The organism is Rhizobacter sp. P5_C2, assembly GCF_054049715.1.
Genome location: NZ_JBFULV010000034.1, coordinates 39023 through 63524, shown reverse-complemented (window position 1 = coordinate 63524; position 24502 = coordinate 39023). Strand labels below are relative to the sequence as shown.

The window sequence follows — 24502 nt, the reverse complement described above, 5'->3', positions numbered from 1 at the left end:
CAGCTGGTCGGCCTGCCATGCGGCGCTGCTGGACAGCCCGTCGAACGCGCCGGAGCGCCCGCCGGTCGGCACGCTGCTGATCGCCGACGGCGACGCCGCGCCGTCGATCGCCGCGGCCGTCATGCTGCACCGCGATGGCGACCGCGTGCGCTTCGACATCGACCTCGCCACCGTCCGCCAGTCGCGCCTGCAGGTCAGCTCGAAACTGCTGCGCGTGGCGCGCCGCGTCACGGAATGACCGCATGTCGACCGAGCGCATGACCGACGCCGAACGCCGCCGCGACCCGTTCCGCGTGCAGCCCGGGCCGCAGCTCGGGCGCCGGCTGATGCGCGCGGTGGCGCTCAGCGTCAGCACCGCGCTGCTGCTGGCGGGCCTGAGCTTCGACGCCTACGTGTACTTCTCGCTGCGCAGCGCGATGGTCGACGACCTCACCGCGCAGGCGCACATCGTGGCCGACAACAGCTCGGCCGCGGTGCTGTTCGGCGACAGCGGCGCCGCGGCGCAGACGCTCTCCGGCCTGCAATCGTCGGTGGGCATCGAGCGCGCATCGCTGCTCGACCTGCAGGACCGCCAGCTCGCCGCCTACAGCGCGCCCGGCCAGCGCACGCAGCGGGTCGACGCCGCGCCGCCGGCCCTCGCTACCGAAGGCCATCGCTTCGCCGGGAACCACCTGCACGTGCGCGTGCCGGTGCGCGAGGGCGACCGCGTGGTCGGCCATGTGCTGGTGAGCGCGAGCCTGCGCGTGTTGTACGAGCGCGTCGCGGCCTTCGTCGCGATCACGCTGCTGGTCAGCCTGGTGTCGTTCGCGCTCGCCTATGCGCTCGCGATCGGCATCCGCCGGCAGATCGAAGGCACCGAGAAACGGCTCGACTACCTCGCCCACTACGACCCGGTCACCGGGCTGCCGAACCGGCATGCGGCCAACGAGCAGATCCAGCGGCTGATCGCGACCGTCGGCCGCACCAGCGAGGGCTTCGGCCTGCTGCTGCTCGACCTGGACGACTTCAAGCTCGTCAACGACACGCTCGGCCACGGCGTCGGCGACGAGCTGCTGCGCGCGCTGGCCGGGCGGCTGACGAAGTTCATGCGGCCGACCGACATCGCGTTCCGCTTCGGTGGCGACGAGTTCGTGATCCTGTCGCCGCGCGTCGTCGACCCGGTGCAGCTGCAGGCGCTCGCGAACGCGGCGATGCGCGCCTTCGACGAGCCGCTGGCCGTCGGCGCGCAGCTGCTGCGGGCGCGCGGCAGCGCCGGCGTCGCGCTGTACCCGAACGACGCGGTCGACGCAGCCTCGCTGGTGCTGGCCGCCGACACCGCGATGTACGAGGCCAAGCGCATGGGCAAGAACACCTTCGCGGTGTTCCACCCCCGCATGCTGAACGACACCACGCGCCGCGTGCAGCTCGAGGCCGACCTGCGCGAGGCCGTCTCGCACCGCCAGCTGCGCCTGCTGTACCAGCCGATCGTCGACCTCGCCACGCAGCGGCTGGTCGGCGTGGAGGCGCTGCTGCGCTGGGAGCATCCGCAGCTCGGCATGGTGTCGCCGGTCGAGTTCATCCCGATCGCCGAATCGAGCGGCCTGATCGTCGACATCGGCCAGTGGGTGCTGCATGCCGCGTGCCTGCAGATCCGCCGCTGGCACGACGGCGGCCACCGGCTGCACGTCGCGGTGAACGTCTCGGCGCTGCAGATCCGCCGCGGCATCCAGGCGCAGATCGATGCCGCGCTGCGCGCCTCGGGGGCCGACCCGCGCGCGCTGCAGATCGAGATCACCGAGCATTCGATGGTCGAGGACCTGGCGAGCAACGTCGCGCAGCTGGAGGCGGTGCGTGCGCTCGGCATCCAGGTGGCGGTCGACGATTTCGGCACCGGGCTGTCGTCGCTCGCGTACCTGAAGCGCCTGCCGATCGGCAAGCTGAAGATCGACCGCGCGTTCGTGAAAGACCTGCCGGACAGCAGCGACGACGCGGCGATCGCGTCGGCCATCATCACGATGGCGCACAGCCTGTCGCTGACCGTCGTCGCCGAAGGGGTCGAGACGGCGGCGCAGCGCGATTTCCTGGCCGCGCAGCGTTGCGATTTCGCACAGGGCTTCCTGTACAGCAAGCCGGTGAGCGTGCAGGCGATCGACGCGATGCTGGCCGCGGGCCGCGTACTCCCCGCACTCGCTGCAACTTAGGCGGCCCGGGTGGCGGCCTCCCGCGCCACCGCCGACAGCGCGGCATTGCGGCGCTTCGCATCCGCCTTGCTGTCGGTCAGGTAGGCGGTGATGACCAACGGCGCACGATTCGGCGGCCAGACCACGGCCACGTCGTTGGTGCTGCCGCGCGCACCGGTGCCTGTCTTGTCGGCGACGCGCCAGTCGGGCGGCAGGCCGGCGCGCAGCCGGTCGGTGCCGGTGCGCACCGCTTCCATCCACGCGACGAGCCGGGCGCGCGACGCGTCGGAGAGCGCCGTGCCGAGCAAGGCGCTGCGCAGCGCGGTCGCCATCGAGCGCGGTGTCGTCGTGTCGCGCGGATCGCCGGGGCGGGCCTCGTTCAGCGCGGGTTCGGTGCGGTCCAGCCGCGTCTTCGTGTCGCCGAGCGAGCGTGCATGGCGCGTGATCGCGGGCGGCCCGCCGAAGCTCGCGAGCAACAGGTTGGCCGCGGCGTTGTCGCTGACCAGCACCGCTGCCTCGCACAGCTCGGCGATGCTCATGCCGTCGCCGCCCACATGCTGCTCGCTGACGGGCGAGTTCGCGATCAGCATCTCGCGGCGCACGGCGATGCGCCGGTCCAGCCGCTCGAGCCCGGCGTCGACGCGCTGCAGCACCAGCGACGCGGCCAGCCACTTGAAGGTGCTGCACATCGGGAAGCGCTCGTCGAGGCGGTGGCCGTCGACACGGCCGCTGCCGGTGTCGAGCACCGCGATACCGAGCCGGCCGCCGGCGTCGGCTTCGATCGCGGCCCAGCGCGCATCGGCGCCCTGCTCCCAATTTTTCTGGGCGGCCACGGCCGGCATCACGGCGCAGGCGAACGGCATTGCGGTGCCGAGCGACAGCGCGAGCGCGCCGTTGAACTGTCTTCTTTGCATCGGGGAATCCTCAGGGCGTGTCGGTTGGGAGCGTGCACGATAGCGAGCGCACGGCCATCGCTCAAACACTGCTTTCGGGGGCGAACCCCCAGATAATCTGGGCCATGCAACTTCCGCTGAACGCCTTGCGCGCCTTCGAGGTGTCGGCGCGCCACCTGAGCTTCACGCGCGCCGCGCTGGAGCTGTGCGTGACGCAGAACGCCGTCAGCGCGCAGGTCAAGAACCTCGAGGAGCGCCTGGGCGTCTCGCTGTTCCGCCGCCTGCCGCGCGGCCTGGCGCTGACCGACGAGGGCAGCGCGCTGCTGCCGATGCTCAGCGAGAGCTTCGAGCGCATGCGGCTGGTGCTGGAGCAGTTCGAAGGCGGCCTGCACCGCGAGGTGCTGACGGTGGCGGTGGTCGGCACCTTCGCGGTCGGCTGGCTGCTGCCGCGGCTCGCGGCCTTCCGGCGCGACCAGCCGTCCATCGACCTGCGGCTGATGACGAACAACAACCGCGTCGACCTGGCCGCCGAGGGGCTGGACTGCGCGATCCGCTTCGGCGATGGCGCCTGGCACGGCACCGAGGCCAAGCCCTTGCTGGAGGCCCCGCTGTCGCCGGTGTGCGCGCCGGCGCTGGCGCGGCGGCTGCGCACGCCGGCCGCGCTCGCCGACGAGACCTTGCTGCGCTCGTACCGCGCCGACGAATGGGCGCGCTGGTGCGCGGCCGCCGGCATCGAGACACCGCTGCTGCGCGGGCCGGTGTTCGATTCGTCGATCGCGATGGCGGCGGCCGCCGCGCAGGGCATCGGTGTCGCGCTGCTGCCGCCGGCGATGTTCGGCGAGGAGCTGCGCACCGAGCGGTTGGTGCAGCCGTTCGCGCTCGGCGTGTCGCTCGGGCGCTACTGGATCACGCGGCTGAAGTCACGCGCGCCGACGCAGGCGCTGCGGGTGTTCCAGGCGTGGGTGATCCAGCAGGCGTCGCAACAAACGTCGCAGCACTCGACTTGATGGCTGTACGCCTATACAGTACGCCCCCAATCCCTTCACCATCCCGCTGTCATGTCCGACACCCTGAGCTCTGTTGATGACGAACCCGCGCTGATCCAGGAAGCGCGCCATTGGGAAGACGAGGCCTGGATCGCCCAGGTCATCAAGAACGAAGACGACGACGGCTGGGCCGTCTCGATGACGCTGCGCGGCGAGGCCGAGCCTGCGTTGATCGGCCCCTGGACGATGGGCCGCGACAAGAAGAACCCGAAGCCGCTCGATGCCCCCGCCTTCCACACGCTGGTCAAGACCGCGCATGAAGTGCGGCGCCGGCATGAGCAGCAACTGGCGGCGCGGCTGCACAAGAAGATATGGATCGGCAGCGGCGCCCATGAGATCGTCGTGACGCTCGACATCGTGCCGGACGATGACGATCCCTACGCAATGCTGGCGGCCCGCAATGCCGATGGCCAGGAAGTGGCCCGCAAGCGCGTCGAGGCCGGGTTCCGGCTGACGGCCGACAGCGCGGCGACCTGGCTCGAGCGCGAACTCGCTTGATCCGGCGGCGTTTTCGCAGCGCGGCGGCGCTCGCCGGCGCGCTGCTGGCAGCCGGTGTGGCCCAGGCGGAACCCGACGGCGGCGACGAAGGTGGCCGCGACGGTGCCGATGCGCCGATCCCCACCATCACGCTGTTCGGCTACGAGCGGGTGCGGCTGCCGCAGGGCGAGCGCATGGGCCTGGTGGGCGGATCGCTGTTGTTCGACGCCGGCTCCGGCTGGGCCTTCGGGCCGGCGGTGTATGGCGCTGCCACCGGGCAGCGCGGTGGATTGTTCGTCGCCGGCATCGAGGTGCAGCACCGCTGGCAGTTCAGCCCCGGCTGGACGCTGGCCACGGGCCTGTATGCGGGCGGCGGTGGTGGCGCCTCGGCGCCGGTCGGCTCGGGCCTGATGCTGCGGCCTGCGCTGACGGTGATGAGGGACATCGGTTCGTCGTTGCAACTGGGGCTCTCGGCGTCAGCCGTGAATTTCCCGAGCGGCGAGATCAAGAGCCAGCAATTCGGGCTGGCCCTCGCGTGGCGCGGCGGTTTCGCGCACCTGGCGGGAGAACATGGCGGCGCGGCCAGCGCGTCGAGCGGCATCACCGGCCTCGGCTTCGACCGCATGGCGCTGACCGCCACCGCGTACCGCTTCGATGGCGCGCCGCGCCCGACAGCCGGCCTGGCCGGCGCACGCGCGGAAAGCCGATTCGCCAACGGCTGGTCGTGGGGCCTCGAATCGGCGGCCGCGGCCAAGGGCGATGCGGCCGGCTACATGGAGATCCTCGGCACGGTCGGTGCAAGCTTCGCGCCGTTTCCGGTGGTGTTGCCCACGTGGCGGGCCGGCCTGCGGGTGGCGGGCGGGCTCGGCGGCGGCGGTGCCGTGCCGACCGGGGGCGGCCTGATCGGCAAGGCCACCGGCACGTTGGAATGGAGCCCCCTGCCCGGCTGGACGATCGGCGGCGAGTACGGCCGCATCCGCGCCGCCAACGGCGACCTGCGCGCGCGCCAGGCCCAGCTGTGGCTGGGCATCGACCTGGAACCCGGCCACGACGGCCGCAACACGCCGCCGCGCGTGGTGCGCACCGAATGGGCCGCCGTACTGCAGCACCATGCCCGCGTGCTGCGCCAGGATGGCAGCCGCCAGTCGCTCGACACGATCGGGCTGAAGCTGAACCGCTATGTCGACGACCATGTCTACGTCAGCGGCCAGGCGCACAGCGCCTACGCCGGACATGCCGGCGCCTATTCAACCGGGCTGATCGGTGCCGGCATCGCCAGCCGGCCGGGCACGCCGGTGCGAGTCGGCATCGAGGCGCTGGCGGGTGCAGCCGGCGGCGGCGGTGTTGCCACGGCCGGCGGCGCGATCCTGCAGAGCGTGTTGTGGGCCGGCTGGGCCGCAACGCCGCGCAGCGAATGGCGTCTTGGTGCGGGAGCGATGCAGCCGCTGCGTGGGAACAAGGCGACTCCGCTGGTCGAACTGGCCTGGAGCCGCAGCTTCGGAATGTCAGGCTGGTGAACTTCCGCTGCTGCTTTCTTGCGGCTTGGCGGGGCGGGTGGCGTGAGGGGCTGGGGGCTCATGCTGGGGCGGTCGGCCTGGGGGCCGACTCCACGAAGAAGACCGGCGCAGGCTTCGATACCTCAGCCCGAACGGGTAGTGAGTGTTCGACGTAGGCGTACCACCAACCGTTCGGACTGAGGTATCGAAGTCCCGTCTAGCCTGCGCAGACTCTTCGCACAAAGCCACCGGTTCTACAAAGGCGCGGGTGGGCAGGCTGTGGAGCGCCAATAGGGACGGGGCGCCGGAGCTGGCTGGATTCATGGCCCGCGTGCGCAGCACGCTTCGTGAACTGACTGTCGCCGACTGTTTGACCACAACGAACGAAGTGAGTGGCGGGAGTTTCGGCGACGGGCCATGAATCCAGCCAGCGGAGGGAAGTCTTCGCCCCGCCAGGGGCGAGGACCGCACCGTCCGGCGCGCCACAGCCTGCCCACCCGCGCCTTTGCCGCGCCGACCTGCGAATGAGCCCGCAAGCACAAACCGGCGAACATGAATATGATGCACGTCATATTAATGGAGCCACGGATGGCACGCCCCGCCAACACCCGCAAGGAAGAGACCCACGAGCGCATCGTCGAAGCCGCGGCCCGCGCGATCCGCCGCCACGGCTATGCCGGCCTCGGTGTCGCCGACGTGATGAAGGACGCCGGGCTCACGCACGGTGGCTTCTATGCGCACTTCGAGTCGCGCGACGCGCTGCTCGTCGAAGCGCTTGAACGCGCCGGCCGCGAGAGCACCGACAGCGTCGCGCGCTCCACCGCGCAACGCGTCGCGAAGGGCGTCAGCCCGTTCCGCGCGCTGGTCGACGCCTACCTCGCCGATCGCCACCTCGTGTCGATGGACAGCGGCTGCCCGGTGGCCGCGCTCGGTTCCGACATGCCCCGCCAGTCCGACCTCGTGCGCGAGGCCTCCGCGCTGCGCGTGCGCCGCCTCATCGAGCGCGTGAACGCCGCCTTGCCCGAGGCGCACCGCGCCGCCGCCAGCGTGGTCACCGGCACGCTGGTCGGCTCGTTGCAGATCGCCCGCGCGCTCGGCAACACCGCCGAAGGCCGCGCGATGCTGGCGGGCGTGCGCCAGGCACTGCTGCTGCAGTACGACACCCCCTCTCCCGACACCGCCACCTCACCCCGGAAGTCCCCATGAGCATCGCCACCCCCGTCGCCATCGAGCCGCCCGCCCCGCGCACCTCCCCGTGGCCCGTCTTCTGGGTCGCGAGCGTCGCGGCCTTCCTGGTGTCGCTCGACAGCACGATGCTGTACGCGGCCTTCGGCGCATTGCGCACCGGCTTCCCGCAGGCCACCGCGGCCGACATGTCGTGGGTGCTCAACGCCTACACCGTCGTCTATGCCGCGATGCTGATCCCCGCCGGCGGGCTGGCCGACACGCACGGCCGCAAGCGCGTCTTCCTGTTCGGCGTCACGGTGTTCATCGCCGCCTCGGCCGCCTGCGGGATGGCCGGCAGCGTCGGCTGGCTGATCGCCGCGCGCGTGCTGCAGGCCGTCGGCGCGGCGCTGCTGACGCCGGCCTCGCTGTCGATCGTGCTGGCCGCCTTCCCGCAAGAAAAACGCGCGTTGACCGTCAGCCTGTGGGGTGCCGTCGCCGGCTTCGCGGCCGCGGTCGGGCCGAGCCTCGGCTCGCTGGTCGTCGAGACCATCGGCTGGCCGTGGGCCTTCTTCATCAACCTGCCGATCGGCGCGCTGTCGCTGTGGCGCGGTGCCGCATTGCTCGGCGAATCGCCGCGCGGGGCCACACGGCGCAAGGTCGATGCGGTCGGCATGGCGCTGCTGATCGTCGCGGTCGGCGCGATCGCGCTGGCCATCGTCGAATCCGAATCCCCGGCCTGGACGCGCGCGCAGCTGATCGCCGCCGCCGGCACCGGCGTGATCGCGCTGGTCGCGTTCGTGATCTGGGCCGGCCGGGTGCGCGATCCGCTGGTCGACCTCGGCCTGTTCCGCCACCGCACCTACAGCGCCGTCAACGCCGCGACGCTGGCCTTCGGCATCGCGTTCGCGATGATGTTCTTCGCATTCTTCTTCTACATGAACACCGTGTGGCACTACAGCCAGGCGCAGGCCGGCCTCGCCATCGCGCCGGGCCCGCTCACCGTGATCCCGGTCGCCATCATCACCGGCCGCCTCGCCGGGCGGCTCGGCCACCGGCCCTTCCTGGTCGGCGGTGCGCTGCTCTACGCGGCCGCCGGCCTGTGGTTCATGCTGGTGCCCGGCCTCGAGCCCGCCTACCTGACGCACTGGCTGCCCGGCCTGTTCCTCAGCGGCGCGAGCGTCGGCATGGTGCTGCCCTCGCTGTCCGGTGCGGCCGTCAGCAAGTTGCCGGCGCAGCACTACGCAGTCGGCAGCGCGGTCAACCAGGCCACGCGCCAGATCGGCGCGGTGATCGGCGTCGCGATCACGGTGCTGCTGCTCGGCCATGGCGTGGTGCAACGCAGCGATTTCGACGTGGTCTACGGCCTGCACATCGGCCTCGCGCTGCTGACGGCCTTCCTGTGCCTGTTCGTCAACACGCAGCCGGCGCCGCGCCCCTGAGCGTCAGGCCGCCGCCTTCGCCACCACGAACTCGAGGAACGCGCGCAGCCGGCCGGCGTTGCGCAGGTCCTGGTGGTAGCCCGCCCAGACCTCGCGGCCGGGCGGTGGCTCTGCCCGCGCAACACGCCGCAGGCCGGGCATGCCCGCCGCCAACGCGCACGGCAGCACCGCCACGCCGGCACCGGCGGCACACAGGCGTGCCTGCGCCTCGCGGCTGTTGCTGCCGAACACCGTGCGACCCTCGGGGAAGCTGCGCTTGAGCCAGGCCACGTCGGGCATGTCGTCGAAGGCGCTGTCCATCGTCACCAGCCGCAGGCCCTTGCCGCGCCGCGGCAGCGGCCCCTTGTGCGTGCTCGCGACGTACAGCCCGTAGTCGAGGTGCATGAAGCGGCGCTGCACCACCTCGGGTTCGCTGAACGGCGCGATGCGGAACACCAGGTCGGCTTCGCGGCGCGCCAGGCTGAACAGCCGGCTGTCGGTGATCAGCTCGATCGTCACCTCCGGGTGCAGGTCCATGAACTCGGCGCACCATGGCGCGAGCACGTGCACGCCGAACCAGTCCGACGACGAGATGCGCAGCAGCCCGCTCAGCGCCACCTGCCCGTCGGCCAGGCGGCGCTCGATCGCCAGCGCTTCTTCCTCGATGCGCTGCGCATGCTGCAGCACCGACTGACCTTCCTCGGTCAGCACGAAGCCGGCGCTGCCGCGCTGGAACAGCCGCTGGCCGAGCGAGTCTTCGAGCGCGCGCAGCCGCCGACCCATCGTCGGCTGCGTCTGCCCAATGCGCCGCGCGGCACCGCCGAGCGAGCCTTCGCGCGCCACCGCGAGGAACACCTTCACGTCGCTCCATTCCATCTCGACCTCGCATTCACATTTGCATGAACCACGTGCATTCTTGTCGATTGAAGAACGTTTGTGAATGGACCAGACTGGCTGCATCGATCACCGGAGAACAGCCATGTCGACCTTCCACCTCCCTTCCACCACCACTGCCGCCTTCGCCGACGCGCCCGGCGCGCCCTTCGTCGTGCGCGAGCTGCCGGTGCCCTCGGTCGGCGCCGGCCAGGTCCTCGTCGAGGTCCGGGCCAGCGGCGTGAACCCGCTCGACGCGAAGATCCGCGCCGGCCAGGCGGCCCATGCACGCCAGCCGCTGCCGGCAGTGCTCGGCATCGACATGGCCGGCACCGTGCGCGCCGTCGGCGCGGGCGTGTCGCAGCTGAAGCCGGGCGACGAGGTGTTCGGCATGGTCGGCGGCGTCGGCGGGCATGCGGGCACGCTGGCCGGCTTCATCGCGGTCGATGCGCGCTTGCTGGCGCTGCGGCCGGCCGCGCTGTCACCGCGCGAGGCGGCGGTGCTGCCGCTGGTCACGATCACCGCATGGGAAGGGCTTGTCGATCGGGCGAGGGTGAAGCCCGGCGACCGCGTGCTGGTGCATGGCGGGGCCGGCGGCGTCGGGCACATCGCCGTGCAGTTGGCACGTGCGCACGGCGCCGACGTCTGGGCCACCGGCACAGCGGCGCAGATCGACGCGATCCACCGGCTCGGCGCCACGCCGATCGACCACACCGCGACGCCGGTGGAGCGCTACGTGGCCGAGGCAACCGCCGGTGCGGGCTTCGACATCGTGTTCGACACGGTGGGCGGCACCACGCTCGATGCATCGTTCATCGCCGCGCGCCGCTACACCGGCCACGTCGTCAGCAGCCTCGGTTGGGGCACGCATGCGCTGGCGCCGCTGTCGTTCCGGGGCGCCACCTACTCCGGCGTGTTCACGCTGCTGCCGCTGCTGACCGGCGAAGGACTTGAGCGCCACGGCGAGATCCTCGGCCACGCCGCGCGGCTGGCGGCCGAAGGAACGCTGCGGCCGATGCTCGACCCGCACCGCTTCACGCTGGCCGAGGTGAACGCGGCCCACGCGCTGATGGGCGGGGCCGGCGGGCCGGCGCGCGGCAAGATCGCCGTCGACATCGGCGCGGCGTGACAACCGGCACCGGCGACGCCGTCGCGAATCATGCAGATCGGGGAGGAGTCGGACTTTCGCCGTTGCGGCGCACACAGATGCGCGGCAAGCGAAGCTCGAAGCGCGTGGCGTCTTCGTCTGACGAGACCTCCACCGTGCCGCCGTGGGCCAGCGCGATCTCGCGGACGACGTACAGCCCGAGGCCGAGATTGGCGCCGGCCACCTGGGAGTCGGCATCGTCATCATCGCTGCCGGCGCGCACCAGCGGATCGAAGAGGCTGGGCAGCAGGTCGGCCGGAATCGGTTTGCCGTGGTTCTCGACGGCCAGCAGGACTTCATCGGTGCGTGTGCCATCCAGGATGACGCGGACCGGCGAGCTGGGGAATCCGTACTTCAAGGCATTGAACACCAGGTTGGACAAGGCCTGATGCAGGCGCCGCGCGTCCCATTCGCCCTGCAGATCGCCCAGCACCGTCAACTGCAGGACTCGACCGGGGGTGATCGCATCGATTTCCTGCAAGGTGTTCTGGGCGAACTTGTCGAGATGAAGCGGCGCCGGACTGACGGGCAGACCCGACCCCAGGCGATGGCGCGTGTACTCGACCAGGTCGTTCAGCAGGGCCTTCATCTGGCCGACGCTGCGCTGCACCACGGCGAGTTGCGGCGCATCGTCGGGGCGGGTGCGCAGCGCCAGCGCCGCATAGGCCGAGATCGTGCTGAGGGGACCGCGCAGGTCGTGACCCAGCATCCCGAGAAAGAGGTCGCGCGTGCGGTTCACTTCCAGCACGAAAACGCTCAGCGACTCCGCGATGGCCTGGTCTACCGCCTCGTTGAAGCGCGTCACGTCGTCGAGATCGCGGGCAACCTGTGCCTCGCCCGGGGAAGCGCTCCACAACCTCAACACCGTCGCCCGCAGCGCACGGTATTCGGCCACCATCTGCTCCACCTCGAACCCCTGTCGCTCGCGCTGCCGGGCATGGCTGCGCGACGGGACGCTTCGGGCGAGGTCGGGCGTGTCGCTCTGGCCTTCCGATTTGGCTTGCCGCTCGTCGTCGTCTTGCGGACGGCGCATGTCTTCGGCGATCTCCTGCAGGATCAACCTGCCGTGGTCGAGCAGGCCCGCCTCGTCGATGCTGGCCGCGGCAGGCATCTGGCTGGCCGCGAAAGCGACCCAATCCCGCAGGATGGCATCGATGTTGGCGTGAATGAAGCTCGACAGGCGCATCCGGCATTCTGCGCTCTGCGTGCGGCCGCCGAAGCCTCAGCGCTTCGGGTAGTCGAGTTCCGGGTACCAGTCGGTGCCGCGGCCGCCCGGCGTCATGTCGAGCACGATCCAGATCGGCATCACCTCGGGCGCGCCGCGCGGGTCCTGGCCGGGGTCGGCGCTCTCCGGGCCCATCTCGTCGCCCCAGGTGTGCCGGATGACGCCGTCGCGGCGCGTGAAGACGTTGAAGCCGGCGTTGTCGGAGCCGCTGGCCGGGTCTTCGTCGGCATAGTCGCGGTTGAAGTCGTTGCCGCCCGACGAGTACAGGCGCAGGTGGCGCCAGCCGCGTTCCTTCTTGAAAGCGACGATGCGGTCGAGCGGCGCGCGCGCGATCACCGCGAACGACACGCGCTGCAGGATGTCGGGCATCTCGCCGTCGAACGCGCTGAGCATCGAGGTGCACATCGGGCACGGCCGCTTGCGCTGCGGGCCGTACATGAAGTTGTAGGTGACCAGCGTGTCGTGCTCGCCGAACAGCTGCGACAGCGTGACCGGGCCCTGCACGCCGTCGAAGCGATAGTCGTGCGGCACGACCCCGCCCGGCGGCAGCGCGCGGCGCTGCGCGGCGACGCGCTCGTTCAGGCGGCGCAGCTCGATCTCCTGTTCGAGCAGGGCGTTGCGGGCAGCGCGGTACTCGGGGGTCTCGCCGGGGAAGCGGCGCTTGGACTGGGCGAGGTCCTTGGCGGGGCGGAGGGGCGGCTGTGTGCTCATGGGCGTCTCCAAGGTGAGGTGATGCTGGGACGACGAGCGATGAGGTGCAGAATCGACCGGAGAAGCCGAGAAATTCGATCGACGGAGCTGGTTGAGCCGATCCGTCAGACAGCCGTGAGAGTCAGGCGCCGACTCGCACTCGCAGATCTTCGACCGAAGCCTGCCAGGCATCGTATTCATCACTCTCCTGCCAGAGCTCCGCCAGCTCGGAATTCTCGGCAAGGATGCGGGCGATTGCGGCCTGCGCTTTGTCCACCAGTTCCACCGATGGTTTGAGTGGGTGCTCGGCCACCCACTTGTCAGCAGTTTCCGTGTACGAGGTCTTCTCGCCGGAGCCGCCTCCCAGTCTGGCCAGGACCTCGATGGCCGCGATGGCCACGGAAGCTACCGGCGCTTCCAGGTAGTCGTCGCCGGACGAAAGCACGGCGTCGATCGCTTCTTCGATGGGAGCGAGGCTGTCGGCTTCTTCAAGCTCGTAGGCCCAATCCGCGGCGTCGTCATTTCCGAAGGGATCGACAGACCATGCTCCCATGTGCGCTCCTCGATGAATTCCGTGCTTGGACCGGCTCAGTCCCGATGGAACACATGTTCCGCAATTTCCTGTGCTCGGGCAATGGAAATTCCACGAGTTTGATCAATGACCAACGGATCGCGGTCGTGTTCGCCACGGTGGAGAATGACCTTGGGTCGCTGACCTCCGGGCTGCACCACGATATCGGCCGACCTCGACTCGCCGTACGGGTAGTCCGGAATCCCGTTGCAGACCCAGCCGAAGAAGCAGTCTCCGTCGACGGGCTCATCGTAGGTTTCGAGATAGCGGTTGAAGCTCTTCTCGCTCAGCGACACCCAGATGCCCCACAGGAACGGCTCCTCGATCCCGTGAATCGGCACCTCCAGCACGGCGCGGATGAATCGGTCGGTTCTGTCCTCATGCGTGATGGTGCAGAAGTCGCTGCTCAGTTCTCCCATCGTCGCCTTCTGCTCCTCCGACAAGGATGCGTACGGGTCGGGCATTCGATAGCCGATGCTCGGAGAGCCCTCGTGGATCTCTTCGCAATTGCTGCACTTGAATGCAAAGTTGGCTGCCATGGTTGTCGGGATCAAGAAGTGGGACGGAACCGGAAGGGTCAGGGTGTCGGAAGATCATCGACGCTCTTTGCACCTCGGCTCTGCAGCAGCGACGCAAGCTCCTGGTATCGATGGGTCCACGCCACGTCGAGCGGCGTGCGCCCGCCATCCACCCACGCTTCCGCTGCAGCCGTCAGGCTGGCACCTCGCTCGATGAGCATCATCGCGATGGGAATGGCATTCACCGCGCAGGCCCGATGCAGCGCGGTGAAGTCTGGATACCCTCTGGCTTCGAGATCGGCGCCGCGAGCCAGCAGAACGTCGACCAGTTGCAACGCGACTTTCGGCGAACGCTCGAACAACTCGATGGCCGTGTGGAGTGCCAGGCAGCCCTGGTCGTTCAATTGATCAGGATTCGCGCCCAGGTCGAGCAGCACTTGCACCAGCTCGCGCATTTCGAAGAAGACGGCTTGCTCCAGCGCGTACTCGGACAACACGGCATCCGGCGCGTTCACCAGTTCAGGCTGCTGGCGAATGAACGAGATCACGTCCGCCTCTGAACGATCGCGCAGCAGGTCGCCCCAGAATTCGATGGACGGCAATGTTTGCCTCCGGGTCACGAGAACAGGGCCATCAGCAACTCAAGCGCACCCTCGAGGAAGGTCGATGCAGCCGCGGCCTTCGCCAGCTCGGGCTCGCGTGATTTGAAGTTCAAGAGCAGCATCGTGCGCACCGGCCAGGATTCAGCTTGCTGGTCCATGGATCGCCCTTTCGTAGACCGCCAGATCGCTGGGCGAGAAGCAACAGAACACCACCTCCTCCAACTCGGGAAACTGCGCGAGATGGCTGCGCACGGTGCGAACCGCAACCTGCGCCGCCAAGTCGATCGGGTAGCCGTAGATGCCGGTGCTGATGCTCGGAAACGCCAGCGACCTGACACCTTTCGAGCCAGCGATTTCGAGCGACCTCCGATAGCAGGACGCCAGCAGATCCGCCTCGCCGTGCTCACCGCCACGCCAGACCGGCCCGACGGTGTGGACGATGTACTTCGCCTTGAGCCGGTAGCCCTTCGTCAGCTTCGCGTCGCCCGTCTTGCAGCCAGCCAGCAGTCGGCATTCATGCAGGAGTTCCGGACCGGCCGCGCGATGAATCGCCCCGTCCACGCCACCACCACCCAGCAGCGACGAGTTCGCGGCATTGACGATCGCGTCGACGGCGAGGGTCGTGATGTCGGCGCGGACGGCGCGAAGCTTGGCTGGCATGGTCAGCAAGTCTAGCGATCAGGCCGAGCAAGAACGGCAGTGCCGTACGGCGGCTTCAACGCCATCCCGCGCGCGAAGTCGACCATCATCCGCAGGTAGCCATCCGGCTGGCGCGTCGACAGGCGGCTGCCGTCCGCGGCCGTCTCGTACTCGTAGATGCCGTGCTCCGTGTTCGGGAACACCGCCGTCGCGATCGGGCGACCGGCCATGCGCAGCAACGCGAGGCGGCGTGCGGTCTCCGCGGCGGGTGCCTCGAGGTCGTCCTGCGCGAGGATCCACAACTGCGGAGCCGTCACCGCCCCGATCGTCGCCAGCGGGTCGAACAGCCACGGCGTGCCGGCATTCAGGTGCTGCGCGAATTCCGCGAACTCCTCCTGGGTCTTCAGGCCCAGCAGCAGGTAGCAGAAATCCCCGCGCACGTCCTTGAACCACGGCTCGCCTGCAAAGCGCTGCCGCACGCGCGCAAAGCGGTCGAACACCGCCGGCATCGGGTTCAAGGCCAGCGCACCGCAGGCGTCCACCAGTTCCATCGCGCCAGCCATCGCCTGCGGGCCGTGGCCGGCTGCCGTGATGTTCATCGCGACCGCTTCGCGATCCTCGTCCAGCACCGACACCGCGAGACCAAAGCCGACGACGATGAAATCGACCGGCGCGATCCTTGCCGCCAGCGGTGCGATCCAACCACCCTGGCTCGGGCCATGGAATCCGATCCTCGCGACGCGCGTGCCGGCCAGCCGCCGGGCTTCCCGCAGCGCCGCGACCGCGTCGCGTGCCAGCTGATCGAAGTCCTGCGAGTAGCGACCTCCGGACGCCCCGGTGCCGCGCTTGTCGAACACGAAGGCGCCGACGCCGGCCGCGGGGAACCGCCGTTGCATCGAATCGAAGCGCATCGCCGAGTCGTGCTCCGAGCCCTGCAGCAACACGACGACCGGCACCGGCCCGCCGCCCTCGGGCATCACGAGGCGGCCCGCGAGCGTCGTGCCGTCGCTGGTGAAACGCACCTCGGTCGTCGCGAGCGCCAGCCGCCGGCCACGCACACCGTCGACCTCGATCTGCGCCTTCGCGCAGTCGATGCGAACACGCTGGCCGTCCGGCCGCTTTGTCCATCCGAGCGAGCTCACGCCGGCCTCCGGGCCGGTGGTCGAGAACGCACCGCTCGTTCCATCGGGTCGCCGCCAGCGCAGCGAGCTGCCCGCCGACGGGCCGACATCGAGGCTGGACCCATCGTCGAGCCGGTACGCGCCGACCCCGCAATCGGCCGCGGGCTCGTCTGCCGCCTGCGATGCAAGCGGCACGCCGAGCCCGCACAGCGCGAGCCCGGCCATCGCCACCAGCGCGCGCACCAAGTGAAATGTTCGTTCAGCCATCCTGGTTCTGCTCCAGCCATTGACGGGGTGAGTGGCCCACCCGCTGGCTGAACAGGCGCGACAACGCCGACGCGTTGGCATAGCCCAGTTCGTCGGCGATGGCCTTGACCGAGCGGCCCTGGCGCAGCTGCGACTGCGTCAGGCTGAGCCGCCAGTCGGCGAGGTACGCGGCCGGCGGCTGGCCGACCACGGTCTTGAAAGCAACAGCGAACGCACTGCGCGACATGCCGGCTTCGGCCGCCATCGTCGCCAGGCTCCACGGCGCGCCGGGCGTGTCGTGCAGCGCCACCAGTGCACGCGCCAGCCGCGGATCGGACAGCCCCGTCAGCAGCCCCTGCGGCATGCCGGCCTCGGCCGGGTGGTCGATCAGCCAGCGCAGCAGCTGGATCAGCACCACCTCGAACAAGCGATCGGCCAGCAGGCGCTGCCCGCAGCGCAGCCGCTCCGCCTCGCCGAACAGCAGCGCGAGCGCCGGCGCCAGCCCCTCGACGCGCGACAAGGGCAGCACGATCAGCGGCGGCAACGCGCGCACCAGCGGGTTGCGCTCGCCGCCGTCGAACTCGAGCTCGGCGCACACGAAATCAGAGCCGTCCTGCGGCGGATTGCGGAACGCGTGCGACAGCGGCCGCGGGTAGAACAGCAGCGTCGGCTCGGCCACGACGATGCGCCGCGGCAGCGGCGTCTTCGCGCCATGGCGCAGCTCCATCTCGCCGCGCCGCATCACGTGCAGGAAGCCGCGGCCCGGCTCGGCCGGGAAGTGCGTRGTGCCGCACAGCGGGCCGCTGTGGAACAGCCGCGCGCGCACCTTGAACCGCTCCAGCAGGCCGGAGAGGCGGTCGATCGGAGCCGGGTCGGGATGGTTCATGCGGAGGATGCGAAGCCCTGGACGATCAGGCATGTCATCGGGACGATAGGTGCCCAATGGTACGGCTTCGCGACGCACACTGGCGACCAGCAGCTGCCGAAGACCCTCCCAACCACCTTCTCGACCTCTCAAGGAAACCCACCATGTCCCGCGTCCAACTGATCGCTCCCGCAAGCACCGACGGCGAGCGCAAGCAGCTGCTCGACCAGATCCACGGTGCCCTCGGCGCCACGCCGGCGATGTTCCGCGCCGTCGCCAACTCCCCTGCCGCGCTGAAGAGCCTGTGGGGCAGCTTCGGCGCACTCGGTGCCGGCGTGCTCCCGGCCAAGCTGGGCGAGCAGATCGCCGTGGCGGTGGCCGACCGCAATGCCTGTGAGTACTGCCTGGCCGCCCACACGGCACTCGGGCGCAAGGCCGGTGCCAGCGCCGAAGAGATGGTGGCGGCGCAGCACGGCGAATCCGCCGATCCGAAGACGGCCGTGGCGCTGCGCTTCGCGCTGAAGCTGGTCAACGACCGCGGCCAGGTCGGCGATGCCGATGTGCAGGCGCTGCGCGGCGCGGGCTTCGACGATGAACAGATCGTCGAGATCATCGCCCACGTCGCGCTGAACCTGTTCACCAACTACCTGAACGTGGCGCTCGCGGTGCCGGTCGATTTCCCGGCGGTCAAGCTGCGCCGCCAGGCGGCCTGACGCCCTCGCTCAGGAGTCGTACGCGATGCGCGCCCCCGACCCCGGGGGCGCACAGGTGTACGTCACCTCCTGCCCCGGCACCGTCGCCAGCGCCCGCACCGCCGCGTCGCTGCGCTGGCTGCCGTCGGACGCGACGAAGGCCTGCACCGCCGGCTTGTAGAGCAGCCCGCGCGACACGCCACCTTCCACGATCCGCACGACCAGGCTGCATTCGGTGGTCGCGCCGCCCAGCTCCTTCGACGTGAACGGCGTGGCCGCGCGCTGCAGCAGCAGGTTGATGCGGCCCGCCACCGCCGCCGCATTGGTGCTGGTCAGCGTGACCTGCTGGCCGACGATCGGCGCGAGGTCGCTGTCGAAGGCCATCATGAAATCGACCACGTCGCGCCGCGTCGCATCCGGGTCCACGATCGGGAAGCCGACCGTGAGCTGCGGGTTGAACACCTTGGCGGTGAAGAAGCGGAACAGCGTGTCCACCGAGCCGTCGTTGACGAAGCCGAAGCCGCGCACCTGGTCGCCCAGGAAGCCGGTGTCGGGCGCGCCGAAGAACTCCACGCGCGGCGAGCCGAACATGCCGACCTTCTGGTACATGTTGCGCAGGTGCGGGATCTTCACGATCTGCGTGATGCCCTCGAAGCTCGCGCGCCCGCCGGTGCCGAAGAAGCCGCTGGCCGGGTCGAGCCGGTGGCAGCCCTCGCAGGTGAAGGCGGTCTGGTTCGGCACCAGCCCGCCCAGCGCGCCGATGTCGATGCCGTCCGACGGCCGCGTGCCGCTGTAGAAGCTGCGCCCGCGCTGCTGCGATGCGGTCAGCGTGTTGTCGAGCTTGCGGATCGGGTTCGGCGGCAGCATCACCGGGAGCTGGAAGTCGGCGAAGGTCTGCATCTCGGCCTCGCTCAGCGGCGCGGTGCCGCCCAGCAGGCCCTCGAAGGCCACCGCGAAGTTCTTGAACGACAGCACGCTGTCGGTGCCGCTGCTGCCGAACAGCCCGGTGGCGCGGTCGCCGCGCCAGTGCATCGCACCGGAGTTGCGCATGCCGCGCAGCGTCTGCGTCGTCATCGGCCCCTTCATCGGATGGAACTCGTTGGCGTTGTCGCTGCCGTTGACCGGCGACTTGACGCCGAACAGCAGCTTGCCGAGCGTGATCTCCAGCGGCGACGCCAGGTTCTTCGTGATCGGGTTGTTGGTGACGCGGTCATCGGGGTTGCCGAGGTCCCAGGCCAGGTCGTCGGCATCGCCGAAGGTGTGGCAGCTCGCGCACGAGGCTTCGCCGTTGGCCGAGAAGCGGCGCGCGTCGTACAGGAACGGCCGCCCGGCCGTCACCGACGCCGGCTCGGGGTTCTTCATCGCGACCGACGACAGCGTGGCGCGCGACGCCAGGTCGACCACCTTGACCGCGTTGTCGAAGCGGGTGGTGACGTAGAGGCGGCCGCGTGCCTCGTCGAGCACCAGCCCGCTCGGGCCGCCGCCGGCCAGTTCGATGTAGCGCGCGCTGGCGCTGCGCGGATCGAAGCTGTCGCTCTCGAGCGCGGCGGTATCGAACACGCCGATGCGGCTGGAGCCGAAGGCCGCCACGTACAGCGTGCGGCCGTCGCCGGTGACCACCATGTCGAGCGGCATCGCCAGCGAATGGTTCTTCATCGTCCAGTCGAAGCCGGGGTTGCCCGGCAGCTTCGAATAGTCGATGTGCTTGTTGAGGTGGCGCGGCGAGACGTTCGCGCCCGACAGCACGGTGACGCGCGTCTGCGCCAGCTTGCCCTGCACCGTGTGGCCGGCGTAGGTGCCCGGCCCCTCGAAGCGGGCCTCGTTGATCGCCTCGGTGTTCGACACGTAGACCGCGCCGCTGACCGGGTTGGTGACCATGTTGAACAGCACCGTGCCGACACCCGACCAGCTGGTCTTCTGCGCCAGCGTGTTGGCATCGACGGCGAACACGTCGCGGTCGGGCAGGCGGAACTGCACCGCGTTGTTCCAGTTGCGATGCAGCTCGTCTTCCCAGCGCCCGGCGGCCTTGTTGAACTTGACGATCAGGCCGACCTCGGGCGCCTGCTTGCCTTCGAAGTTGGTCTTCGGGCCGGGGTTGCCGCCGGGAACGATCTTGAAGTTCGGGCCCAGGCAGGGCAGGTTCGGGTTGAAGCCGCCGCAGATCATCCCCGCGAGCAGCGTGGTGGTCTGGTTGCCCGACTTGAAGGCCGCGACGTAGACGGTGCTGCGGTCGGGGCTCACCGCCAGCGCGCGCGGCGTGTCGCTGAAGAAGCTCATGATGCGCAGCGGCAGGCCGCCGAACGCGCTGCCCAGGCTCGCCGGGTTGAAGACCCACACGTCGGCGCGGCCGATGCCGGGCGTCGTGAGCTGCGGGTCGCCGGCACCGGGCACGGCGGCCAGCGACGGATCGCTGCGCTGCTGCCCGCGGTGCGCGGTGGTGATGAAGGCGCGCTCCGGGTTGCCGGCGAACACGATGTCGCGCGGCTCGTCGCCTACCAGCAGCGTGCGCACGACGCGCGGCGTGCCGGCCAGGTCGACGATGCTGACGCTGTCGGACAGGTGGTTCACCACCCACACCTCGGTGTTGCCGCGCACCGCCACCGACACCGGCTCCAGCCCCACCGGCACGCGCGCGACGAGCTGCGGCGTGGCACCGGCGATGTTGAAGACATCGAGCGTGTCGTTGGGCGTGTTCGCGACGAACAGCCGGCTGCGGTCGGGCGACATCGCCATCGGCCGCACCGGGCCGCTCTCGAACTGCATGAACGACGGCGCCTGCGCGTGCGCCGCGAGCGGCATCAGCAACAGGGCCATCACGAGGCCCGACAGGAACCGCAACGACGACAACAACATCGACAGGGTGAGCCGCGGCCTGCCTCGGCACGGCATGGGATGCGCTTGCATGTGTGTCTCCTTGTTTCTTTGTTGGATGGCGGGCTGCCTCGACGGTGGCTCGCCGCACGATCGTACGGAGCGTCTTTCCGCCGCGCCCCCTCCGCCGGGAGGGGGCGCTACACTCGCGCGCCCTCCCTCCAGGGGTTCACCCTCCCCGGCCGCCGCGATGTCAGAAACGACGATCGAGCCCCCGCTGCTGGCGCCTTCCAGCGTCTCGCGACCCGCCTTGATGGCGCGGCTCGATGCCGCGTCGAAACTGCGGCTGGTGCTGGTGGCCGCGCCGGCCGGCTCCGGCAAGACGACGTTGCTGACGCAGTGGTTCCGCAATCGGCGGCAACGGCGCACGGTGGCCTGGTTGACGCTGGACGGGCCGCTGCCGAGCCCGCAGGCGCTGGCGACGCGGCTGCTGGCCAGCGTGGCGGCAGCCGGCGCGCAGCCCCCATCGACGACGGGCGCCGATGGTGCGGTGCAGACCCTGCAGACGCTGCTCGCACAGCGCAGCGGCGACCTGCTGATCATGATCGACGACGTGCAGCACGCGCAGGACGCGCCCTGCCTCGCGCTGCTCGACACGCTGCTGGCATCGTGCGCACCTGGAGTGCACTGGGTGCTGTCGGGTCGCTGCATGCCCGGCCTGAACCTGCCCACGTGGCGGCTGCGCGATCAGCTGGAGGTGCTCGATGGTGGTGACCTGGCGTTCGACATCGGCCAGGTCACGCAGCTCGGCCGCAAGCTGATGCCCGAGCCGCTGAGCCGCGAACACGCCGAGCGATTGCTGGAGATCACGCTGGGCTGGACAGCGGGCGTCAAGCTCGGCCTGCTCGCGCGTGGCGATGTCGACGGCGGCCATGTCGACATCGCCGCCTACCTGCAGCGCGAGGTGCTGAGCGAGCAGGATGCGGCGCTGCAGGAGTTCCTGGTCGCGACCAGCCTCGTCGACGCGATGACCGGCGAGCTGTGCGATGCACTGCTCGGCCGCGACGGCTCGCAGGCGGTGCTCGAGAAGCTGGAGCGCAGCCAGCTGTTCGTGACCGCGCAGGACAGCCACGCCCTGGCCTTCCGTTACCACCCGCTGTTCGCCGGCTTCCTGCGCAGCCGGCTGGCGGCCGACCCGGCGCGCCAGCGCGCCCTGCACGCGCGTGCCAGCCATTGGTATGCGGCGCAGCTGCGCTTCACCGAGGCACTGACCCATGCGTTCCAGTCGGGCGAGCCGGCCTGGTGTGCCGAGCTGATGGAGCGCGCCGCCGCACGCTGGCAGCAATCGGGCGACATCGCCGAGGTGGTGCGCTGGTGCGAGCGGCTGCCACCTCAACACCTGCACGCCCGGCCTGCGCTCGGCGTGACCTTCACCACCTGCCTGGTCTTGTGCCGGCGCTTCGACGAAGCCCGCGCGATGCTGCGCCGGCTGGCCGCGGACCCCGCGACGCGCGACGGTGCGCCGTTCGCGTTTCATCGGCGCACACTGCAGCAGATCCTGCAGGCGCTGCTCGGCGAGCATGCAGCGCTCGGCGACGAGATGCCGGCGGCTGACGAGAGCGATGGCGATGCCCAGCTGCGCGGGCTGCAGTTGGTCAACCGCGCCTATGCGCTGTTCTGCGCGCATCGCTTCGATGCCGCGTGGCGGCTCGCGATGCGCGCGCGAGAGATCCTGCAGCCGATCAGCCCCTACGGCGATGGCTATGCAAGCAGCCTGCTGGCACTGGTGGAGCGGGCGAAGGGCGACTTCGGCTCGGCCGCGCGCCGCGTGGAAGCGCTGTGGGCCGGCACGCGCAACGGCCCGCGCAATGCCGCGTGGGCGAATGCGGCGACAGCGCTCGCGGTGCTGCGCTATGAGACCAACCGACTGTCCGAAGCGCGCACGCTGTGCGAGGAATTGCTGCCGCTGGTGGAAGCAGGTGGTACCTACGAGACGCTGGTGGCCGCCGCACGCACGCTCGCCCGCGTGCATGCCGCCGAGCGCGAACCCGAGGCCGCGATGCGCCTGCTCGACTACCTGCACGGCGTGCTCGGCGGCAGCCACGAGCGGCGCTTTGCGGCGCAGGTGGGATTCGACAAGGTGCGGCTGTGGCTGGCGCAGGGCGAGCCGGTGCGGGCACGCGACTGCGCGGCGGAATTCGGCATCGTCGACGCGACCGAATGGCAAGCCATGCGACCCTATGACGAGGCCTGGGAGCGGCGCGGCATGGCGCAGGCCGCGCTGCTGTCGCACGCGCAGCGGCACGATGAAGCGCGCGCCGTGCTGCAGGTGCTGCGCGGCAGCGCCGAGGCCGCAGGGCACGTGCTGCGCTTGCATGCGATCGAGGCGGCGCTGGCCAGCAACCTGTGGGAGACCGGCGCGCGCGACGAGGCGCTGCAGTGTCTGCATCAATCGCTGCTGCGCGCCCGCGGCCACGCGCCGTCGCGCAGCTGGTTCGACGACAACCCGCGCTTCCACGAGGTGCTGGTGGCTGCGCTGCAGGTGCCGACGATGCGCCGCCTGATGCCCGAGCACGTGCTGCGCGTCTTCGGTGCCGCGCTCGGGCGCAGCGAGCCCCGCTCCGCCCATGCGGTGGATGCGCTGACCGCGCGCGAGCTGGAGGTGCTGGCGCTGCTGGCGCAGGGCTTGAGCAACCAGCAGATCAGCGCGCGGGCGCAGATCTCGATGACCACCGTGAAGTGGCATGTGAAGAACATCTTCGCGAAGCTCGGCGTGGGCACACGCGTGGGGGCGCTGGTCCGGGCGCGGGAGTTGCGGCTGATCGAATGGGGAGAGCGGAATGTCTAGCCGGTCGGAACTCGACTCTGCAGCGCCTCACGGTTCGCGATCCAGACCGGGGACCCCTCCAGCCAAGCCGCCACGTCTTCTGCGGTTTCTGAATAGATGGCGCGCAGAAGCTCGCGGGTGACGTACCCGAGATGGGGAGACAGCGTCACGTTGCGCAGAGAGCGCAACGCATGATCGGGCGGCAGCGGTTCGACGTCGTAGACGTCCAGTCCCGCTCCGGCGATCGTTCCGGCTCGCAGCGCAGCGACAAGAGCCGCCTCGTCGACGATCGGACCTCTGGAGGTGTTGATCACATAGGCGCTCGGCTTCATCAAGGCCAGTTCGGCTTCAGTGACGAGGCCCAGCGTGCGCTCCGACAGCACCAGGTGGATGGAGACCACGTCGGCTTCCGTGAAGAGAGCCTCTTTCTCGACACGGCGCACGCCGACCGCCGCCGCCGCCTCGACGGTCAGGTTCTGGCTCCAGGCGATGACCTCCATCCCGAACACCTTCGCGTATTGTGCCATGCGTTTGCCGCTGCGGCCGAGACCGAGAAGGCCGAGCGTCTTGCCGGACAGGATCAGACCTGTGGTGGTCTGCCACCCGCCGTCGCGCATGTGCCGATGTTCTTCAGCCAAGTGGCGCACTGTGGCCATCATCAACCCCCATGCCAGTTCCGGCGTGGCGTCAGCGAGGCCGGCGATGCGAAACCTGGGGTGGGAGAAATCCGAGTGGCCCACCAGGATGCCGCGCTCGCTGGCCGCGGCCATGTCCAGGTTCGGCAGGCTCATGCCGACGATCTTGATCAGCTTCAGGTTCGGCAGCCGCTCGATCAGCGTGCGTGGAAAGGCCATGCGCTCGCGAAGCGTGCAAACCACGTCGAACGGCTGCAGCGCCTGCGCGGCTTCGTCCTCGGAGAGGTGGTGGTCGAAGACCGTGACGTCCGCCTGGCTCTGCACGGACGACCAGTCGGCGAGGCTGAGAGCAGCGCCGGCGTAGTCGTCGAGTACCGCCACCTT

23 protein-coding genes are annotated in these 24502 nt (G+C 70.0%); 10 read left to right on the top strand and 13 right to left on the bottom strand.

Features of this window, described 5'->3' with window-relative positions:
• Window positions 1-238, top strand: a 238-nt coding sequence (locus ACXJLU_RS14830; RefSeq protein ID WP_457332124.1) for a YfiR family protein, incomplete at its 5' end; no start/stop codon positions are given.
• Window positions 239-242: 4 nt separating this feature from the next.
• Window positions 243-2180: a putative bifunctional diguanylate cyclase/phosphodiesterase gene (locus ACXJLU_RS14825; RefSeq protein ID WP_457332122.1), complete on the top strand. Its 1938-nt coding sequence runs from the start codon at window positions 243-245 to the stop codon at window positions 2178-2180.
• Here ACXJLU_RS14825 and bla read toward each other — a convergent pair.
• On the bottom strand, window positions 2177-3073 hold the full coding sequence (gene bla, locus ACXJLU_RS14820) for a class A beta-lactamase (protein WP_457332120.1): 897 nt from the start codon (window positions 3071-3073) through the stop codon (window positions 2177-2179). The genes ACXJLU_RS14825 and bla overlap by 4 nt on opposite strands.
• 104 nt (window positions 3074-3177) lie before the next feature.
• On the opposite strand from bla, the gene ACXJLU_RS14815 reads away from it, so the two are divergent.
• From ACXJLU_RS14815 to ACXJLU_RS14795, 5 genes are all read left to right on the top strand, one after another.
• On the top strand, window positions 3178-4059 hold the full coding sequence (locus ACXJLU_RS14815) for a LysR family transcriptional regulator (RefSeq protein ID WP_457332118.1): 882 nt from the start codon (window positions 3178-3180) through the stop codon (window positions 4057-4059).
• A gap of 51 nt (window positions 4060-4110) precedes the next feature.
• Window positions 4111-4596: a hypothetical protein gene (locus ACXJLU_RS14810; RefSeq protein WP_457332116.1), complete on the top strand. Its 486-nt coding sequence runs from the start codon at window positions 4111-4113 to the stop codon at window positions 4594-4596.
• Window positions 4593-6092 (top strand): hypothetical protein, encoded by a 1500-nt coding sequence (locus tag ACXJLU_RS14805; protein WP_457332115.1) that lies wholly within the window; start codon window positions 4593-4595, stop codon window positions 6090-6092. Before ACXJLU_RS14810 ends, ACXJLU_RS14805 begins: the two co-directional genes overlap by 4 nt.
• Before the next feature lie 567 nt (window positions 6093-6659).
• On the top strand, window positions 6660-7277 hold the full coding sequence (locus tag ACXJLU_RS14800; protein ID WP_457332113.1) for a TetR/AcrR family transcriptional regulator: 618 nt from the start codon (window positions 6660-6662) through the stop codon (window positions 7275-7277).
• The gene (locus ACXJLU_RS14795; RefSeq protein WP_457332111.1) at window positions 7274-8677 is read left to right on the top strand and encodes a DHA2 family efflux MFS transporter permease subunit; all 1404 of its coding nucleotides are present in this window, start codon (window positions 7274-7276) and stop codon (window positions 8675-8677) included. Before ACXJLU_RS14800 ends, ACXJLU_RS14795 begins: the two co-directional genes overlap by 4 nt.
• 3 nt (window positions 8678-8680) lie before the next feature.
• Here the strand turns inward: ACXJLU_RS14795 and ACXJLU_RS14790 are convergent, their stop codons facing one another.
• A complete protein-coding gene (locus ACXJLU_RS14790; protein WP_457332109.1) occupies window positions 8681-9532 on the bottom strand; it encodes a LysR family transcriptional regulator in 852 nt (283 codons plus the stop codon).
• Window positions 9533-9635: 103 nt separating this feature from the next.
• Here ACXJLU_RS14790 and ACXJLU_RS14785 point away from each other — a divergent pair, with 103 nt between their 5' ends.
• Window positions 9636-10658 (top strand): alcohol dehydrogenase catalytic domain-containing protein, encoded by a 1023-nt coding sequence (locus ACXJLU_RS14785; protein ID WP_457332107.1) that lies wholly within the window; start codon window positions 9636-9638, stop codon window positions 10656-10658.
• 28 nt (window positions 10659-10686) lie between these two features.
• Here the strand turns inward: ACXJLU_RS14785 and ACXJLU_RS14780 are convergent, their stop codons facing one another.
• From ACXJLU_RS14780 to ACXJLU_RS14740, 9 genes are all read right to left on the bottom strand, one after another.
• Window positions 10687-11862, bottom strand: a complete 1176-nt coding sequence (locus tag ACXJLU_RS14780) for an ATP-binding protein (protein WP_457332105.1) — start codon at window positions 11860-11862, stop codon at window positions 10687-10689.
• A gap of 36 nt (window positions 11863-11898) precedes the next feature.
• Window positions 11899-12612, bottom strand: coding sequence for a DUF899 family protein (locus ACXJLU_RS14775; protein ID WP_457332103.1), 714 nt, complete (start codon window positions 12610-12612; stop codon window positions 11899-11901).
• A gap of 121 nt (window positions 12613-12733) precedes the next feature.
• Window positions 12734-13144 (bottom strand): DUF4259 domain-containing protein, encoded by a 411-nt coding sequence (locus ACXJLU_RS14770; RefSeq protein WP_457332101.1) that lies wholly within the window; start codon window positions 13142-13144, stop codon window positions 12734-12736.
• 35 nt (window positions 13145-13179) lie between these two features.
• Window positions 13180-13701 (bottom strand): DUF2199 domain-containing protein, encoded by a 522-nt coding sequence (locus tag ACXJLU_RS14765; RefSeq protein WP_457332099.1) that lies wholly within the window; start codon window positions 13699-13701, stop codon window positions 13180-13182.
• A 38-nt stretch (window positions 13702-13739) separates the two neighbouring features.
• Window positions 13740-14282: an ankyrin repeat domain-containing protein gene (locus ACXJLU_RS14760; protein ID WP_457332097.1), complete on the bottom strand. Its 543-nt coding sequence runs from the start codon at window positions 14280-14282 to the stop codon at window positions 13740-13742.
• 14 nt (window positions 14283-14296) lie between these two features.
• Window positions 14297-14440 (bottom strand): hypothetical protein, encoded by a 144-nt coding sequence (locus ACXJLU_RS14755; protein WP_159445378.1) that lies wholly within the window; start codon window positions 14438-14440, stop codon window positions 14297-14299.
• The gene (locus tag ACXJLU_RS14750; protein WP_457332095.1) at window positions 14424-14942 is read right to left on the bottom strand and encodes an O-acetyl-ADP-ribose deacetylase; all 519 of its coding nucleotides are present in this window, start codon (window positions 14940-14942) and stop codon (window positions 14424-14426) included. Before ACXJLU_RS14750 ends, ACXJLU_RS14755 begins: the two co-directional genes overlap by 17 nt.
• An 11-nt stretch (window positions 14943-14953) precedes the next feature.
• Window positions 14954-16309, bottom strand: a complete 1356-nt coding sequence (locus tag ACXJLU_RS14745; protein ID WP_457332093.1) for an alpha/beta hydrolase family protein — start codon at window positions 16307-16309, stop codon at window positions 14954-14956.
• Window positions 16302-17174, bottom strand: a complete 873-nt coding sequence (locus ACXJLU_RS14740; RefSeq protein ID WP_457332091.1) for an AraC family transcriptional regulator — start codon at window positions 17172-17174, stop codon at window positions 16302-16304. The genes ACXJLU_RS14745 and ACXJLU_RS14740 overlap by 8 nt, the downstream gene beginning before the upstream one ends.
• Window positions 17175-17317: 143 nt before the next feature.
• Between ACXJLU_RS14740 and ACXJLU_RS14735 the strand changes: the two genes are divergently transcribed.
• On the top strand, window positions 17318-17866 hold the full coding sequence (locus ACXJLU_RS14735) for a carboxymuconolactone decarboxylase family protein (protein WP_457332089.1): 549 nt from the start codon (window positions 17318-17320) through the stop codon (window positions 17864-17866).
• 9 nt (window positions 17867-17875) lie between these two features.
• On the opposite strand, the gene ACXJLU_RS14730 is transcribed toward ACXJLU_RS14735, so the two are convergent.
• On the bottom strand, window positions 17876-20749 hold the full coding sequence (locus tag ACXJLU_RS14730; protein ID WP_457332087.1) for a YncE family protein: 2874 nt from the start codon (window positions 20747-20749) through the stop codon (window positions 17876-17878).
• Between the two features lie 157 nt (window positions 20750-20906).
• Here ACXJLU_RS14730 and ACXJLU_RS14725 point away from each other — a divergent pair, with 157 nt between their 5' ends.
• Window positions 20907-23504 carry a winged helix-turn-helix domain-containing protein gene (locus tag ACXJLU_RS14725; protein ID WP_457332085.1) on the top strand — a complete coding sequence of 866 codons (2598 nt, stop codon included), beginning with the start codon at window positions 20907-20909 and terminating at the stop codon, window positions 23502-23504.
• Here the strand turns inward: ACXJLU_RS14725 and ACXJLU_RS14720 are convergent.
• The gene (locus tag ACXJLU_RS14720; protein ID WP_457332083.1) at window positions 23501-24499 is read right to left on the bottom strand and encodes a D-2-hydroxyacid dehydrogenase family protein; all 999 of its coding nucleotides are present in this window, start codon (window positions 24497-24499) and stop codon (window positions 23501-23503) included. The two genes, ACXJLU_RS14725 and ACXJLU_RS14720, sit on opposite strands and share 4 nt — an antisense overlap.
• Between the last annotated feature and the right edge of the window lie 3 nt (window positions 24500-24502).

What these genes read in the sequence shown, in the direction of transcription:
- ACXJLU_RS14825 (WP_457332122.1), top strand. Translation starts at nt 243, where the DNA reads ATGTCGACCGAGCGCATGACCGACGCCGAACGCCGCCGCGACCCGTTC.
- bla (WP_457332120.1), bottom strand. Translation starts at nt 3,073, where the DNA reads ATGCAAAGAAGACAGTTCAACGGCGCGCTCGCGCTGTCGCTCGGCACC.
- ACXJLU_RS14815 (WP_457332118.1), top strand. Translation starts at nt 3,178, where the DNA reads ATGCAACTTCCGCTGAACGCCTTGCGCGCCTTCGAGGTGTCGGCGCGC.
- ACXJLU_RS14810 (WP_457332116.1), top strand. Translation starts at nt 4,111, where the DNA reads ATGTCCGACACCCTGAGCTCTGTTGATGACGAACCCGCGCTGATCCAG.
- ACXJLU_RS14800 (WP_457332113.1), top strand. Translation starts at nt 6,660, where the DNA reads ATGGCACGCCCCGCCAACACCCGCAAGGAAGAGACCCACGAGCGCATC.
- ACXJLU_RS14795 (WP_457332111.1), top strand. Translation starts at nt 7,274, where the DNA reads ATGAGCATCGCCACCCCCGTCGCCATCGAGCCGCCCGCCCCGCGCACC.
- ACXJLU_RS14790 (WP_457332109.1), bottom strand. Translation starts at nt 9,532, where the DNA reads ATGGAATGGAGCGACGTGAAGGTGTTCCTCGCGGTGGCGCGCGAAGGC.
- ACXJLU_RS14785 (WP_457332107.1), top strand. Translation starts at nt 9,636, where the DNA reads ATGTCGACCTTCCACCTCCCTTCCACCACCACTGCCGCCTTCGCCGAC.
- ACXJLU_RS14780 (WP_457332105.1), bottom strand. Translation starts at nt 11,862, where the DNA reads ATGCGCCTGTCGAGCTTCATTCACGCCAACATCGATGCCATCCTGCGG.
- ACXJLU_RS14775 (WP_457332103.1), bottom strand. Translation starts at nt 12,612, where the DNA reads ATGAGCACACAGCCGCCCCTCCGCCCCGCCAAGGACCTCGCCCAGTCC.
- ACXJLU_RS14770 (WP_457332101.1), bottom strand. Translation starts at nt 13,144, where the DNA reads ATGGGAGCATGGTCTGTCGATCCCTTCGGAAATGACGACGCCGCGGAT.
- ACXJLU_RS14765 (WP_457332099.1), bottom strand. Translation starts at nt 13,701, where the DNA reads ATGGCAGCCAACTTTGCATTCAAGTGCAGCAATTGCGAAGAGATCCAC.
- ACXJLU_RS14755 (WP_159445378.1), bottom strand. Translation starts at nt 14,440, where the DNA reads ATGGACCAGCAAGCTGAATCCTGGCCGGTGCGCACGATGCTGCTCTTG.
- ACXJLU_RS14750 (WP_457332095.1), bottom strand. Translation starts at nt 14,942, where the DNA reads ATGCCAGCCAAGCTTCGCGCCGTCCGCGCCGACATCACGACCCTCGCC.
- ACXJLU_RS14745 (WP_457332093.1), bottom strand. Translation starts at nt 16,309, where the DNA reads ATGGCTGAACGAACATTTCACTTGGTGCGCGCGCTGGTGGCGATGGCC.
- ACXJLU_RS14735 (WP_457332089.1), top strand. Translation starts at nt 17,318, where the DNA reads ATGTCCCGCGTCCAACTGATCGCTCCCGCAAGCACCGACGGCGAGCGC.
- ACXJLU_RS14730 (WP_457332087.1), bottom strand. Translation starts at nt 20,749, where the DNA reads ATGCAAGCGCATCCCATGCCGTGCCGAGGCAGGCCGCGGCTCACCCTG.
- ACXJLU_RS14725 (WP_457332085.1), top strand. Translation starts at nt 20,907, where the DNA reads ATGTCAGAAACGACGATCGAGCCCCCGCTGCTGGCGCCTTCCAGCGTC.